At 61.5% G+C, this 15089-nt stretch carries 13 protein-coding genes and 1 pseudogene; 7 read left to right on the top strand and 7 right to left on the bottom strand.

The features are described 5' to 3' along the window. The first annotated feature begins 43 nt into the window (after nt 1-43). From NXC14_RS28845 to NXC14_RS28870, 6 genes are read left to right on the top strand one after another with little or no spacing between them, the layout of a single operon-like run. Nucleotides 44-1000 carry an ABC transporter permease gene (locus NXC14_RS28845; protein ID WP_085781447.1) on the top strand — a complete coding sequence of 319 codons (957 nt, stop codon included), beginning with the start codon at nt 44-46 and terminating at the stop codon, nt 998-1000. A 2-nt stretch (nt 1001-1002) separates the two neighbouring features. Then, entirely contained in the window at nt 1003-1962 is a 960-nt protein-coding gene (locus NXC14_RS28850; protein ID WP_085781448.1) for an ABC transporter permease, read from the top strand. Further along, a complete protein-coding gene (locus NXC14_RS28855; RefSeq protein WP_085781449.1) occupies nt 1959-2966 on the top strand; it encodes an ABC transporter ATP-binding protein in 1008 nt (335 codons plus the stop codon). The genes NXC14_RS28850 and NXC14_RS28855 overlap by 4 nt, the downstream gene beginning before the upstream one ends. Beyond that, nucleotides 2966-3958 carry an oligopeptide/dipeptide ABC transporter ATP-binding protein gene (locus tag NXC14_RS28860; protein WP_085781450.1) on the top strand — a complete coding sequence of 331 codons (993 nt, stop codon included), beginning with the start codon at nt 2966-2968 and terminating at the stop codon, nt 3956-3958. The genes NXC14_RS28855 and NXC14_RS28860 overlap by 1 nt, the downstream gene beginning before the upstream one ends. After that, complete coding sequence (locus tag NXC14_RS28865) at nt 3955-5019, top strand: four-carbon acid sugar kinase family protein (protein ID WP_085781451.1); 1065 nt, start codon at nt 3955-3957, stop codon at nt 5017-5019. The genes NXC14_RS28860 and NXC14_RS28865 overlap by 4 nt, the downstream gene beginning before the upstream one ends. Nucleotides 5020-5044: 25 nt before the next feature. Next, a complete protein-coding gene (locus NXC14_RS28870; protein ID WP_085781452.1) occupies nt 5045-5809 on the top strand; it encodes a FadR/GntR family transcriptional regulator in 765 nt (254 codons plus the stop codon). A gap of 68 nt (nt 5810-5877) precedes the next feature. Here NXC14_RS28870 and NXC14_RS28875 read toward each other — a convergent pair whose 3' ends face one another. The 7 genes and pseudogenes from NXC14_RS28875 to NXC14_RS28900 all read right to left on the bottom strand — a co-directional run bounded on the left by NXC14_RS28875 (nt 5878) and on the right by NXC14_RS28900 (nt 12919). Beyond that, nucleotides 5878-7662, bottom strand: coding sequence for a thiamine pyrophosphate-requiring protein (locus NXC14_RS28875; RefSeq protein WP_085781453.1), 1785 nt, complete (start codon nt 7660-7662; stop codon nt 5878-5880). Nucleotides 7663-7746: 84 nt separating this feature from the next. Continuing rightward, the gene (locus tag NXC14_RS28880) at nt 7747-8004 is read right to left on the bottom strand and encodes a hypothetical protein (protein WP_245362264.1); all 258 of its coding nucleotides are present in this window, start codon (nt 8002-8004) and stop codon (nt 7747-7749) included. Between the two features lie 76 nt (nt 8005-8080). Continuing rightward, nucleotides 8081-8142, bottom strand: a pseudogene (locus tag NXC14_RS34030) (DUF2934 domain-containing protein); the annotation flags it as partial. A gap of 51 nt (nt 8143-8193) precedes the next feature. Then, nucleotides 8194-8721, bottom strand: a complete 528-nt coding sequence (locus NXC14_RS28885) for a DUF4142 domain-containing protein (RefSeq protein WP_085781455.1) — start codon at nt 8719-8721, stop codon at nt 8194-8196. A gap of 102 nt (nt 8722-8823) precedes the next feature. Further along, nucleotides 8824-10806: a protein-L-isoaspartate(D-aspartate) O-methyltransferase gene (locus tag NXC14_RS28890; RefSeq protein ID WP_085781456.1), complete on the bottom strand. Its 1983-nt coding sequence runs from the start codon at nt 10804-10806 to the stop codon at nt 8824-8826. A 61-nt stretch (nt 10807-10867) separates the two neighbouring features. After that, nucleotides 10868-11494 carry a DUF4142 domain-containing protein gene (locus tag NXC14_RS28895; protein ID WP_085781457.1) on the bottom strand — a complete coding sequence of 209 codons (627 nt, stop codon included), beginning with the start codon at nt 11492-11494 and terminating at the stop codon, nt 10868-10870. 18 nt (nt 11495-11512) lie between these two features. Then, nucleotides 11513-12919: a cytochrome B6 gene (locus NXC14_RS28900; RefSeq protein ID WP_085781458.1), complete on the bottom strand. Its 1407-nt coding sequence runs from the start codon at nt 12917-12919 to the stop codon at nt 11513-11515. A 213-nt stretch (nt 12920-13132) separates the two neighbouring features. Between NXC14_RS28900 and NXC14_RS28905 the strand changes: the two genes are divergently transcribed. Further along, the gene (locus tag NXC14_RS28905) at nt 13133-15031 is read left to right on the top strand and encodes an APC family permease (RefSeq protein WP_085781459.1); all 1899 of its coding nucleotides are present in this window, start codon (nt 13133-13135) and stop codon (nt 15029-15031) included. Nucleotides 15032-15089 lie beyond the last annotated feature (58 nt).

The raw sequence follows: 15089 nt of genomic DNA on the forward strand, positions 1-15089 counted from the left end.
CAAAGAGCGGGAGCGCATCGTTCAACAGGTGGGAGGTGGCCCCTTGCTGCGCTACGTGCTAACCCGGTTCGCCATCTGGATTCCGTCCGTTCTCGTGGTGATGTTGGCCGTCTACGCGCTGGCTTTCTACGGCGCCGGCGATCCGATCAAGCTCATCTTCCTGCGCGCGCCGGGCGACGTCGCCTACAATCCGCAGCGCATCGAGGCCATTCGCGAAAGTGCGGGTCTCAACCGGCCCTTCATCGAACAGTTCGGCCTTTACATCTGGAACCTGCTGCACGGCCGGTTCGGCAATTCGCTGACATCGGGCCGCGCCGTCTGGGCGATGGTTTCGGCCGCTGCACCCGTCTCCTTCCAGCTTGCCCTCTGTTCCATCATCCTGACGGCCGTCATTGCGATCCCGCTCGGCATGATCGCTGCGCTGAATCAGAATTCGCGCCTCGACTATGCCATTCTGGGCTCCGCGCTCTTTCTCTGGGCGATCCCGGCCTATGTCGCCGGGCCGCTGCTGATGGTCGGCCTCATCATGCTGCTGCCAGGCACGAGCGTGCCTTACGGCTGGGGCGGCGTCTTCGATGTCCGCATCCTGCTGCCGCTGATCGTGCTTTCCTTCCAGCCGATCGCGCTGATCGTGCGCCAGACGCGGGCCGCCGTCATCGAGGTTCTGTCGGAGGATTTCGTCCGCACTGCGCGCGCCAAGGGCGTGCCGGAGATCGTCGTGGCGCTGCGCCATATCCTGCGGCCGGTGCTGACGCCTGTCGTGACCCAGCTCGGCCTGATCATGATCACCATCGTCAACGGTGCGATCTTCGTTGAACTCGTTTTCGGCCTGCCGGGTCTCGGCCGGTTGACTGTGCAGGCGCTGATCAATTCCGATTATCCTGTCATCCTGGCAATTACGCTGATCGGATCTTTCCTGGTCATGGTGTCGAACCTGCTGGTGGACGTGCTCTATCCGCTGCTCGATCCCCGCGCCAATGATTCAAGAAGGAGCCGCTGACCATGTCTGCAATCCCTCTTTCCACCACCGAAGCCGTGGATGAGCCGCCGGTCAGCCTGTGGCGCGACGCCTGGCATCGTCTGCGGCGCAACAAGCTTGCCGTCTTCGGTCTCATGGTTGTTCTAACTCTCGCTTTCACGGCGATCTTCGGGCCATATCTCACGCCCTATGATTATCTGAGCCAAGACCTCAACGCCCGCAACGCGCTGCCGTCGATGAGCCACCTCTTCGGAACCGACGATCTCGGCCGCGACGTCTTCAGCCGCGTCGTCTTCGGCACGCGGACAGCCTTCCTCGTCGCCGTGATCGTCACCTTTTTCGCGGTGCTGATCGGCCTCACGCTCGGCGCCGTCGCCGGTTTCTTCGGCAACCCTTTCGACCGCGCTATCATGTGGCTGACCGATGTGACGATGTCGGTTCCGAACCTGCTGCTCGTCGTCGTCATCAACGCTTCGCTGAAATCGCCGATCACCAAGTGGATGGAGGCCCGTTATCTTGAGACCCTCAATCCCTTCTACCGCCAGACCATATGGGTGGATTTCATTCTCGTCTTCGGGTCGATGGCGCTGATCTCCTGGCCGCCCTATGCCCGTCTGGTGCGCGCCCAGGTGCTGTCGATCCGCAGCCGGCCCTATATTACGGCTGCTCAGGCGCTTGGCCTTTCCAACTGGATCATCATCAAGCGTTATGTCGTGCCGAATGCGCTCGGGCCTTTGATCGTCTCGGTCAGCGCCGGTCTCGGCACGGCGATGGTGCTGGAAAGCGCTTTCAGCTTCCTCGGTGTCGGCGTCAATCCGCCGACGCCGAGCTGGGGCAACATGATTTCGGACGGTCTTCGCGTCTGGCAGCATTATCCGCATCTTCTCGCCGCTCCGGCGGCCGTGCTCGGCCTTGCCTCCGTTGCCTTCAGCTTCCTCGGCGACGGCCTCAACGACGCGCTCAATCCGCGGGGCAGCAAATGATGAACACGAAAAGCACAGAACACCTGCTCGACGTCAGGGGTCTCACCGTCGAGATCGACGGCCGCAACGGCCCTGCCGTCGTCGTCGACGGCATCGATCTGCATGTCGACAAGGGAGAGACCCTCGGCGTCGTCGGCGAATCCGGCTGCGGCAAGAGCCTCACCATGCTGAGCCTGATGCGGCTGCTGCCGAACAAGATCAAGGTCGCCAAGGGCTCGGCCACCTTCGACGGCCGCGACCTGCAGACGATGTCCAATCGTGAATTGCGCAAGGTGCGCGGCGGCGATATCGGCTTCGTCTTCCAGGATCCGATGACCTCGCTCAATCCCGTCATGCGCGTCGGCGACCAGATCTGCGAGCCGCTGATCTATCACCGCAAGATGAAGAAGGCGGAAGCCCGCGACCGCGCTGTCGAGCTGCTGCGCCTCGTCGGCATTCCCGGCCCGGAAGAGCGGCTGCAGGCCTATCCGCATGAGCTTTCCGGCGGTATGCGCCAGCGCGTGATGATCGCGATTGGCCTTGCCTGCAATCCCAAGCTCCTGATCGCCGACGAGCCGACGACGGCGCTCGACGTCACGATCCAGGCCCAGATCGTCGATCTGGTGAAGGATCTCAGAGCCAAGCTCGGTATGTCCGTCGTCTGGATCACCCACGATCTGGCGCTGATCGCCGGCCTCGTCGATCGCGTCGCCGTTCTCTATGCCGGCACGGTCGTGGAGGACGCGCCGGTCGACGAGCTCTACGCCCGGCCGAGCCATCCCTATACGCGCGGCCTGCTCTCCTCGATCCCGAAACTTTCAGATCCGCCGGCAAGCCGGCTGAGCTCGATCGGCGGCACGCCGCCGGAGCCCGGCCGTCGGCCGAAGGGCTGCCCCTTTGCGCCGCGCTGCCCGCTCGCCGAAACAATCTGTCACGAGAAGGTGCCACGGCTCGAACTGCTCGCCGGCAGGAGCAATCATCGCGCCGCCTGTTTCGTCGTCCAGAGAATGCAGGAGGCCGCGTGATGGCTGCTCAACCGCTGCTCAAGGTCGAAAACCTGGTCAAGCATTTTCATGTCAAGCTTGGCGCATTCGGCGAACGCTCGGCAACCGTCTATGCGCTCGACAATGTCAATCTCGACATCATGGAAGGCGAGACGCTGAGCCTCGTCGGCGAATCCGGCTGCGGCAAGTCGACGACCGGTTTCACCATCCTCAACCTCTACAAGGCGACCAGCGGCAAGGTCGTCTATAAGGGCCAGGATCTCGCCACACTCGACGAAAAGCAGATGCGGCCCTTCCGCCGCGACCTGCAGATCGTTTTCCAGGACCCCTATTCGACGCTCAATCCGCGCATGACGGTGGGCGAAGCGATCGGCGAGCCGATCCTCTTTCATAAGCTCTGCGCCAAGGCCGAGCTGAAGGAGAGGGTGGCGACGCTGCTCACCGATGTCGGCCTGCCCACACGCTTTGCCCAGCGTTACCCGCACGAGCTTTCCGGCGGTCAGCGCCAGCGCGTCGTCATCGCCCGGGCGCTCGCCTGCCAGCCGAAATTCATTGTCTGCGATGAGGCAATATCGGCGCTCGACGTGTCGATCCAGGCGCAGATCATCAACCTGCTGCTCGATTTGCAGGAGAAATACGGGCTAACCTATCTTTTCATCGCCCATGATCTTGCCGTCGTGCGCCACATCGGCACCCGCGTCGGAGTCATGTATCTCGGGCGGCTGGCCGAACTGGCCACCCGCGAGGACCTCTTCGACAATCCGCTGCACCCCTATACCAAGGCGCTGCTGTCGGCCGTTCCGGAGACCGATCCGGAACTGGAGCGCACCCGTCAGCGCCAGATCCTGCAGGGCGACGTGCCGAGCCCCCTGAGCCCGCCGTCCGGCTGCCGTTTCCATACGCGCTGCCCGATCGCCATGGATGTCTGCAGCAAGGTCATCCCCGCCTGGAAAGAAGCCAGGCCTGGCCACCTCGTCGCCTGCCACGCCGTCAATACGGAGCAAATCGCATGACGCTGAAGGTGGCGATCATTGCCGACGATCTGACCGGCGCTCTCGATACCGGCACGCCCTTTGTCGAAGCTGGCCTTTCGGTCGCCGTCGCCATCGATATAGAGGCGGCGCGGGAGGCGGTGGCTACCGCCTGCGATGTCGTCGTCATCAACACCGCCTCCCGCGCACTGGATGAGCGCGAAGCTGCCGAAAGAGTTCAATTGGCGGCGGATGTCTTTCGTGGCGAGAAGCCTGCGGTCGTCATGAAGAAGATCGATTCCCGGTTGAAGGGCAATGTCGCGGCGGAAAGCATGGCGCTCGCGAAGGCATTCGACCTGAAGGCCATCCTCGTTGCGCCCGCCATTCCCGATCAGGAGCGGTTGACCTACCGTGGCTGTGTCGTCGGCCGGGGCATCAACCGTCCGCTGCCGATCGCTGAGCTGTTCAAAAGGGGTGCGGACCGCGTTGTCGTTGCCGATGCCGGGGACGATGCCGATCTTGACCAGATCGCCGCGGGACATGACTGGCAGACGACCCTTGCCGTCGGCGCCCGGGGTCTCGGCGCCGCACTTGCCCGCCGCCTCGGCGAGGCAGGTCAGTCGACTAGGAGGGAATTTGCGGCAAGCCCGCGGACCCTGTTTGCCTTCGGCTCGCGCGATCCGATCACTGTCGCTCAGATGAGCCGGCTTGAAGGCACGGGCGCCCTACGCGTGGTGTTGGATGCGCCGATGGGCGAGATCGAATGTGGCGAGGGTCTGGCGCTGCCGGTGCTGTTGCGTTGCACAGGCGATATGGCGGTCGATGCGGGGCTCGTCGTTCGCAACTTTGCGTCAGGCGTCAAGGCTGTCATCGATGATACGAGGCCGGATATGCTGATGGTCGGGGGCGGCGATACGGCTCTTGCCGTTTTCCGCACATTGGGGGTGCGGGTATTGGCGCCCCAGGGCGAGATAGAAGCCGGCATTCCGTGGTTCGATGTGACGGCCGCCGATGGCCGGCGTTTTCGGTGCGCCGTTAAGTCGGGGGGCTTCGGCAAACCGGATAGTCTGCTAAAACTGGTTCTTCGGAATCAGGCGGCATAAGATACCGTCGGGGAGAATATGACACGTGGTTGACGCGAATGGCGAATCTTTGAACGCGGAAGCCGGCCCGCCGGGCAAGCCCGAACGCGGCAAGGCCGTCAAGCTGGTCGACCGTGTCTTCGACCAGCTGCTCGAGCGGATCCGCGGCGGAAACTATCCGCCGGATTCACGCCTTCCAGGCGAACACGAACTGGCCTCGATGCTGGGTGTTTCCCGGCCTATCGTCCGTGATGCGCTGGCACGGCTGCGCGATCAGGGCATGGTCTATGCCCGGCAAGGCGCGGGCACCTTCGTCAGCGCGCATGGGTCGCCGACGACGCAACTCGCCTATTCGCCTGTTAAAACCATTGCCGATATTCAGCGCTGCTACGAATTCCGCCTGACCATCGAGCCGGCCGCCGCCTATTTTGCCGCCAAGCGACGCAATGAGCAGGCCATCCAGAAGATCGCCAGCGCCCTTGCGGATCTGCGCGAGGCGACCAGCCATCAGCTTCACCGGGCCGATGCCGATTTCACTTTCCATCGCGCGGTGACGGAGGCTGCCAACAATCATTATTACACGGCCTCGATCGATGCACTGAAAGCCCATATCGCCGTCGGTATGCATCTCCATGGCCTTTCCCTGCTCGGCCCGCGCCAAGGGTTAGAACAGGTCTATGAAGAGCATAACGCCATTTACAAGGCGATCGCCGATGGCAGGCCGGAGGATGCGCAAAGGTTGATGAAGGCGCATCTCGAAGGTTCTCGCGACCGTCTCTTCGAGGGCAGGGTGCTCGACCTGTCCTTCTGAGGCACCCCCGGTTGCAACCTGCGTAAAGGGGCGGCGTCCAAATGCTCGCCGCGAAACGATGCGGTGAGCTACCGCCGTGACAGGATGCCGGCAAAGAGCTGGCGGAAGGTGCCGGCAATGACTCCTGCTTCATGCGGATCCCCCGTCATCAAGGCAGAGGTGATGTTCCGCATTTGCTCGAAGCTGATGTGCGGCGGCAGCGGCGGCACTTCCGGATCGGTCTTTACTTCGAGGATGACGGGGCAATTGGCGCTCAGAGCTTCTTCCCACGCGGCGCCGAGCTGAGCCGGCTGGTCGACGAAAATGCCGCGCAATCCGATGAGGTCGGCGAACTTGTGATAGGCTATGTCAGGAATGGACTGCGACGCTGCGAATTTCGGATCGCCCTCCATCACCCGCTGCTCCCACGTCACCTGGTTCAGATCCTGATTGTTGAAGACGCAGATGACGAAAGTCGGATCGGCCCAGTCCTTCCAGTATTTGGCAACGGTGATCATCTCGGCGAGATTGTTCATCTGCATGGCGCCGTCACCGACCAGGCCGATGACGGGGCGATCGGAATGCGCGAATTTGGCGGCGATCGCGTAGGGGACGGCAGCTCCCATCGAGGCCAGTCCGCCGGAAAGCGATGCCTTCATGCCGCGGCGCATCTTCAGGTCCCGTGCATACCAGTTCGCGCAGGAACCGGAATCGCTGGTGACAACGGCATTTGCCGGCAGCCGCGGCGAAAGTTCGCTGACGACGCGCTGCGGATTGACGGGATTGGCGTCGACGTGGGCGCGCTCGTCCAGCGTCTTCCACCAGGAGGCGACGTCTTTCTCGATCGTTTGCCGCCAGCTGGTATCAGGATTTTCCCGCAACAGAGGCAGCAGCGCCCTGAGCGTTTCGGCCGCATCACCCGTCAGGTTGAGCTCCATCGGATAGCGCAGCGACAGCATGTCGGGATTGATGTCGATCTGCACGCCGCGCGCCCGGCCTTCCTCCGGAAGGAATTCGGAATAGGGAAAACCGGAGCCGATCATCAGCAGGGTGTCGCAGTCGCGCATCAGGTTCCATGAAGGTTCCGTCCCGAGAAGGCCGATCGAGCCCGTCACCCATGGCAGGTCATCCGGCAGAGCGGCCTTGCCGAGCAGGGCCTTGGCAGCGCCCGCCTGGAGGCGGTCCGCAACGGCAATGACCTCGTCCGTGGCGTTGAGCGCGCCGGCGCCGACGAGGATCGCCACTTTCTTTCCCGCATTCAGAATATCGGCCGCGGCCTGAAGATCGTCTCCGTGCGGAAAGACTCGCGGCGGGCGGTAACCCGGACCCGAATGCACGGTTCCATGCTTTCGCGCTGGCTCCTCATAGGGCATTTCCTGCAGGTCGTTGGGCAGAATGATCGCTGTCACCGCCCGGTTTGCGAGCGCGATGCGAACCGCGCGGTCGATCAGATGGCGCACCTGCGCCGGGGTGGAAGCCTGCTGCACGAAATCGCTCGCGACATCCTTGAAGAGGGCGGCAAGGTCGAGCTCCTGCTGGTAATGTCCGCCGAGCGCGCGGCGCGCCTGTTGGCCGACAATGGCGAGAACCGGCTGATGGTCCATGCGAGCGTCGTAAAGACCGGTGATCAGATGGGTGGCGCCGGGTCCCGAGGTTGCGATGCAGACGCCGAGTTCGCCTGAGAACTTCGCATAGGCGGCTGCCATGAAAGCCGCCATTTCCTCGTGCCGTGCCTGGATGAACTCCATCTTGTCGGATGCGCGATGGAGCGCCCCGAAGACGCCGTTGATGCCGTCGCCGGGATAGCCGAACATACGTCGCACACCCCATTCGCCAAGCCGTGCCACAAGAAAATCGCCGACAGTTTTCGCCATGGATGCTGTTCTCCCGGCTCCGGATCAAGCCGCAGTTTCGGGGCCGGGCCAATCGATTCGACCTGGTCTGTTTTAGCCGTGGGTTTAATCGCGGAGGCGGCCCCAAGACGGATCCCATTCGACGTCCTCGACAAGTTCGACGAAGACGGGCTGGCTGCTGTTGCCTCTATGGGACTCTGCCAGTTTGAATGCCGCCTCGGGCTCCATTTCCTCGCCGGGATAGACCGTGTCATCCAGGTCGCCTTCCGCGACCTTGCGAACATATCCCCGGATCTGGTTGCTCGATCGATAGAGTTTGATGATCAGCGACCCTGCCGGCGCCGCGCCATGGGAATATCGGATGTAATCCCGACCATCTTGCGCCGGGTCAACCGTTTCGTCGCCCGCTCGATACCAATGTGCGAGGTCCTGACCTTCCGGGCGTCCCTCGCTTTCCCAAATCCGGTAGGCGCGGATCCTTCTTGTCTCCTCATCGATCATCCTTGCCTCCCGGCGGGCCTCATGATCGCCTTGACCATGCGATCTTGCCGCTTACTTGTTGAGTTCCTCGGCCATCTGGAGATGATGTTCCAGAGCGGGGCGCGTGCTTGCAGCCCATGCCTTCAGTTCTGGATTGTCCCCTTCGTCGCCATAGCGCTTGAAGAGATCGACCGCGTCCTCATGGGCAGATTCCTGGTCGGAGTGATATTGCTTGTTGAAATCGGCTCCTTGCAGGCTGTTCAGCTTGTCGAGCATGCTTTTCTGATCCGACGTCATGGCGCTCGGAAGCGCTGCCTTGACCTTGCCGCCGGAAACCAACGCCTTGAGTTCTTCGCTGGTCTTCTGATGGTCGGTGAGCATCTGCTGCGCGAAGGCCTTCGTCGCATCGTCGCCACGTTCGATCGCAAGCTTGCTGGAGGCGATTTCGAACATGTCGCTTGCGGCTGCTTCCTTGACGAAATCTTCCGTTTTCGGCGGCACGCCGATCAGGGAATTGACCCCGCTCTTTTCGGCAGCCGATTGCGCGAATGCCGGAACAGCAAGCGAGAGGGCGAGCGAAGCGATAGCAAAGCGTTTCATAAGGATCTCCTGGGTTGGTAATCGCCAAACTTGCGGGCAGGCGCAGAGTTCCCGCCTTATCGCGTTGTTGATGATCGCTGTTCGTCCGACAGAGGCCGGGGCTTAGAGCCCAAAGGGAAACGTTTCCGGATCCGATGAACCGGACTCCGGTGCCACAAGCGGTGAAAGCGCTCGAGTTTCATCGAACCAGAGAAATGCATCATATTGCCGCGACAGCGATGTCGACATGTAATGGCTCAGCCGTTCCGTTTCCGGCCGGTAGATGACGCCAATGAAGCGCTGAAGCCGCTGTTCGACGAGGCTTGCATGCAATTCTTCATCGGCCGCGAGGTCGAGAAGAAATCGCGGCTTTCCGGAATCGTGACAGAGACGCTCGTAGCTTTGCGGCAGGGACGGATTGACTTGCTTCTTCTCGGCCTGTCCATCCCAGTCGTTTGCCGCCATCACCTCACCGGAATGCGTTCCCAGTCCTATGAGGCTTGTCATTCCGTCGAAACGCTGCCGGCACAGCTGGCCAAGGTTCAGTTCGTCGCGGGCGGCTGCCATATCGGTATAGCGGGCATCGCCGATATGCGAGTTGTGCGCCCATATGATGATCTTTGCCGTCGGACCGTGGAAGTCGAGGAGATGCTCGACGGTATCGGCCATGTAGGTGTCGCGGAGATTCCAGGCCTGAGAACCGCCGTAATACATGATCCGGTAATACCGCTCGGCTGCGGCTAGCAACCGCGCCGACTGGGCGGCGTTCAGAAAGTCACGACCGTCTGAGGCAGCGTCGTCCAGGGAGCGCGCCAGCAGCTCCGTGCATTGCCTTAGCACCGCCTCCTCGCATGATCTATAGGCATCGGTAAGCACGGCCCGGCCGTAAGTCGCCGGATCGCTCTGCCAGGGGCTGAGGCAGCCATAGCGTTCCCTGGCAATTTGGGCGGTTTCCGGGCTGACATTTTCGAGATAGTCGAGGACGGAGCGGATCGATCCCGACATGTTGTAGAGATCCAGGCCGTAGAACCGAACCGGATCGGCGTGCAAACCCTTGCGACGCTCATTATCCGTCTTCAGCCAGCCGAGGAACCGCGAAAATTCCAGGTTCCGCCACATCCACTTGGGAAAACGGCTGAATGGCTGATCGCCTTTCGACGGCTGACCGTTTATCCAGCGGTCGACCGCCACGGCGTCCGGCCAATCCGCTTCGACCGCCACCATGTTAAAGCCGTGATGTTCGATCAGGTGACGGCTGATGGCCGCGCGCGCCTCATAGAATTCGGCCGTGCCATGGGTGGATTCACCAAGCAGAACGATACGGCTTTCGGCAAACCGATCGAAAAGGGCGGCAAAGCTCCGGTCGTCGACCAAGGGAAATTCTTCCGCCACGGCCGCGATGAGTTTGTCAGGCGCTTCCTCCATGCGCGATGACGGGGCTGCCGCCGTGTACATCGGATGTGCGGCAGTCCAGGCATCCTCGCCGATCAGGGGAACGAAGAAGACGCCGCCGAGATCCTCCTCCTCGAAGGTGGTTGCACCGGTGCGCGTGATGCGTTTCAGCCGCTGCTCTTCACCTCGGCCGACCGGGATGATGAGGCGCCCTCCGAGATCCAGCTGCTCCTTCAAGGAGGCCGGAACCTCCGGTGCGCCCGCCGACACGATGATGGCATCGAAGGGAGCGGCTTTGGCCCAGCCCTTGCTGCCGTCGCCGACCCGGACGTCGATGTTGCGGTATCCGAGCTTGTCGAACCGCTCCCGGGCCTGAACCGCCAATCTTTCATGCCGTTCGATGGAATAGACGTGTTTTGCGATCCGGCTGATGAGGGCCGAGGCGTAGCCGGAACCGGTTCCGACCTCCAGAACCTTGTCGCCGGCGTCCAGATCGGCTTTTTCGATCATCAGTGCGACGATGTAAGGCTGCGAAATTGTCTGCCCCTCGCCGATCGATAACGGGGCATCCTCATAGGCGAATTCCTCGAAGCCGGGATCGACGAATTTTTCGCGCGGCACCATCCGCATAGCTCGGGTGACGCTTCGATCGCGAATGCCGCGACCCACGACATGATGTTCGACCATGTGGTCTCGGCTGCGGGTCATATCCATGGATCACCTCCACTCTCAAGGAGAACAGCTGAAAGCAGGCGGTTGTTCCGGGGCAATGGCGCTATTGCGGCTTCGGCCCGCTTGCCGCCATGGCTTGCGCGGGCAACCGGATTGCCGCGCCCGTCAGCTCGGCATTGATTTCCTGCGCGCGTCTGAGGTGATCGAGCACGATTGGCAGCATCGACGCCGCCAGACGTTGCATTTCGGCGTCTTCACCGAGGGAGATTTCCCAAGCCAGCAGTTGCGCCGTCTTCTGATGGTCGACGATCTGTGCCTTGATATAGGCAATATCGAACGGCGTGCCGCTCAGCTTGTCCAATTGATCGCGAACCACTTGATGATCCGGATCGAGCGTCTCGGGAAGCGGAATCTTGGCAGCCTCACCCAGCTCTTTCAGCTTGGCGTTGGCCTCCGTGTGATCGCGAACCATCACCTCCGCGAACTGTGTGGCGGCATTCGCTTCCGCCTTGCCGGACGCCATCCTGCCCAGCTCTACCTCCGCCAGCCCGCCGGCGGCTGCGAGCTGCGCAAACAGCCTGTCCTGGTTATTGGTCTGATGCGGAGCCGGAACGCCGGGCTTCGACATCTTCGTGTCGGCGCCCATTCCGGCCGGATTGCCGATCTGAGCGAACGCAGTGCTGCTGAGCAGCATGATCGTGGTGAGCACGGCGACAGGGTTGCGGTACACGGGCCTCTCCTTCATGCCTCACAGCGTCAACAGGTAGGCGACGAGATCCTTCTTTTCCTGTCCGGTCAGTTTGACCCCGAGGACAAGATTGAAGAATTCGACGGTGTCGGCGAGCGTCATCAGCCGGCCGTCATGCAGATAAGGAGGCGAATCCTTGATGCCGCGCAGCGTGAAGGTTTTGATAGGGCCATCAGGCAGCGTGACGAAATCATTGTAAACCTGGCCGATCCTGTAAAAGCGCTCGAGCTTCAGGTCATGCATGTTGTTGTCCATGAACTCCGTCTGCGGAACGTGGCAATCGGCGCAGCGTCCCTTGCCCATGAAGATTTTTTCGCCGGCCAGTTCCTGGGAGGTGGCGAGCGCGGGATCCAGCCGACCGAACGGGTCGAGCTTCGGAGCGGGTGGGAAATCGATGATATTTTGCATCTGCGCCATCATCGCGACCTGGTTCGGGCGGTCGGGAAGATTGACGCCTTTGCGTGTCGCGCTGACATGGTCGCCGTTGAAATAGGCCGTTCGCTGTTCGAATTCGGTGAAGTCTTCGACCGACCGCAGCGAGCGCTTCGATCCGTGAATCTGCTGGTTGAAAAGGCCGCGCAGGCTTGTCGTGTCCAAGCGGAAACGGTCCGCTTGCGGGCGAACATCCGGGGTCAGGTGAAAGGCTGCATTGGTGTGGAAATTGGCATGGCAGTCGAGACAGGCGACGCCCATGCTCTGGTCCGCGACCTTCCTGTCCTCGGTCTGGTTGAACTCTTCCTGCGGAAAGGGCGTCAGAAGCAGCCGCAGCCCTTCCATCTGAACCGGCGTGATGATGCCGTTCATGTTCTCGTAGAAGTTCTTGATCGTCAGCAACTGGCCACGGGAAACGTCGCCGAGCTCCGGATGGGTAGTCAGAAAGACAGGTGGCGGGAATTCCGGGGTGAGGTTGTCGGGAAGGTCGAAATCGACGTCGAAGCGGCGGAGATCCCGCATTTCCCTCGCATTTATCTCATCGATCTGGCGATTGGGAAAAACTTGCCCGCCGGTCGCCTGCTTCACATGCGGCAGGGGCAGGAAGCCTTCCGGAAGCAGGTTCTTCTCCTTGATCTCTGCCGGTGTCATGTCCGCCAGCTGATCCCAGCTCGTATCCGCCGGAAGCTTCACGCGGATGCCATCTTGCACCGGCTTCATGCCCCCCGACATCATGACCCCCGGCATCGGCTTGTCCGCCAGATCGTAACGCCGCTCCAGAAGGGTGCGCTGCCGTTGAGCGACCTCGGGTTTCTGCGCCTCGTCGATTTTCCTTGCCTCGGAAAACGGCATGGTCGGCAAAGCCCGATAGGTAGTGTCGGGCGGTAAGGGGTCTGACAATGCGCCGGCAGCAAGGACGCCGACACCGGCAAAAGAGGCCGCGTAAAGCAGTCCAACAGCGTGAGATTTCCGCATGTTCCCTCTCCTCTGCTCGCGGGTTGAGCTGGCGTCCGAACTGCACGCGCAACTAATTGTTCCGCACAATTCGCGTGCGGTCTGCAGTTTCTGGTGGATCGGTTCGGGGGCAGCGGACTGTCCCGTGCCGGGAATAGCCTATGCCGCGGCGCCGGGAACCCGAGCGAGCGCCGATTGTTGGTTATCGCCGTCAGCCCCGGGATAGGAATAGAAATGAACCTCGCGACTTTCCTGCTTGGTCGCCGTCTCGCCAATCGCGAGCACGAAGACAAGAAGATCGGTTGGATAGAGGCAGTGCCCGCAATGGGGCTCGATGGCTTGGGTTCGTCGTCTTACGGCCCCGAGGCAGCGCTCACCATTCTCATGCCGCTGGGCGCGCTCGGTCTGACCTATATCGGGCCAGTGATGGGCTGCATTGTCGCTCTGCTGACGATCCTATATTTCTCCTACCGGCAGACGCTTGCCGCCTACCCGACGAATGGCGGCGCCTATGTGGTGGCGAAGGAAAATCTGGGGGAATATCCGAGCCTGCTTGCTGCTGCGGCGTTGATGATCGATTACGTCTTGAATGTCGCTGTGGGCGTTTCGGCAGGAGTCGGAGCGCTTGTCTCGGCGTTACCGGGCCTTCATCCGTACATTCTGCCTCTCTGCCTCGTCGTGGTCCTCATCGTCATGCTCGCCAATTTGCGCGGAACGGGAGAGGCCGGTTGGCTATTTGCACTGCCGACCTACCTCTTTATCATCTGCTTCCTGGGCGTCATCGGCTACGGCCTGATCGCGATGGCCCTGGTGGAGAAACCTGCACCCGTCGTCTCCCCGCCTCCGCTGAACCCGATAGCACAGGGCGCGACCATATGGCTGCTTATGCATGCATTCGCCAGCGGCTGCACGGCGATGACCGGAGTGGAAGCCGTCTCCAACGGGATGGGGTCGTTCAGGCAGCCCGTCATGCGGAACGCCTATATCACGCTCAGCGTCATCGTTGTCATTCTCGGTCTGCTTCTCGGCGGTATTGCCGCCATTGTCAGCGTCTTCGAAATCGGCGCAATGGATCAGACGAAAGAGGGCTATCAGAGCGTGCTGTCGCAGCTGATTGCCGCCGTCGCCGGCCATGGCGCGTTCTACTATATCGCGATGGCAAGCCTTCTCAGCGTTCTTTGCCTGTCGGCCAATACCAGCTTTGTCGGCTTCCCACGTCTTTGCCAGATGGTCGCCGCCGACGGCTATCTCCCCAAGGCCTTCGCCCAGCCGGGACGCCGGCTGGTATTTACTGTCGGCATCCTCTTCCTTTCCGGCTTCGCCACGCTGCTTCTGATCGTTTTCGGAGGAATCACCGATCATCTGATCCCGCTCTTTGCAATCGGCGCATTCTTGACGTTTACGATTTCTCAGGCAGGGATGACCGTTCACTGGCGCCGTCATCCCAAAAGATACACCGCAAAGCTGACGATGAACGCGGTCGGCGCGGTTTCGACAGGTGCGGCGCTCATCATCATCCTGATCGCCAAGTTTGCGGAGGGCGCGTGGATCACCCTCATCACGGTCCCGGTGACCATTGCCATTCTGAAATCGATCAAGAGCTACTACCGCTCGCTTCAACGCGAACTCAGGACGCCTGGTCCTATCACCGTCGAAGATATCGAGCCCCCAACCGTTCTCGTCGTAACCGAAACATGGAACAGGTTGAGCGAACGCGCCATCAAGTTCGCACTGACGATCTCGCCCGATGTTGTCGCCGTCCATTTCATCCGTCTCGGTGGGCCCGATCGGGAGGAAGGTGAAAAAGCGCTTCGCGAGGAATGGCGCATCGAGGTGGAAGAGCCGATCGCCGCCCACGGGCTGAAGCCGCCGCGGCTCATGCTCATCCCAGCGCCTTATCGGCAACTGCATGAGCCGCTTTTGCGGCTGATCGAAAAGCTCGATGCCGATAGTCCGGAGAGGCGGGTCGCGGTTCTGATCCCTGAAACGGTGAAAGACAAATGGTGGCAGAAGCTGCTGCACATGAACAGGGCAGGACGGCTAAGGGCAAAACTGGTCAAGCTTGGAGGTCCCCGCCTGACGGTGGCGACGGTTCCGTGGCGGCTATATCGGGAGGAGCAGGCGGCGGCGTGAGGGGCCTTTGCGCCGCCCCGTGGCGGAACTTAGTGTGCGGAGGGAAGTTGGACAGGCA

Origin of the sequence: Rhizobium sp. NXC14, from assembly GCF_002117485.1 — a bacterium.
GTDB lineage: Bacteria > Pseudomonadota > Alphaproteobacteria > Rhizobiales > Rhizobiaceae > Rhizobium.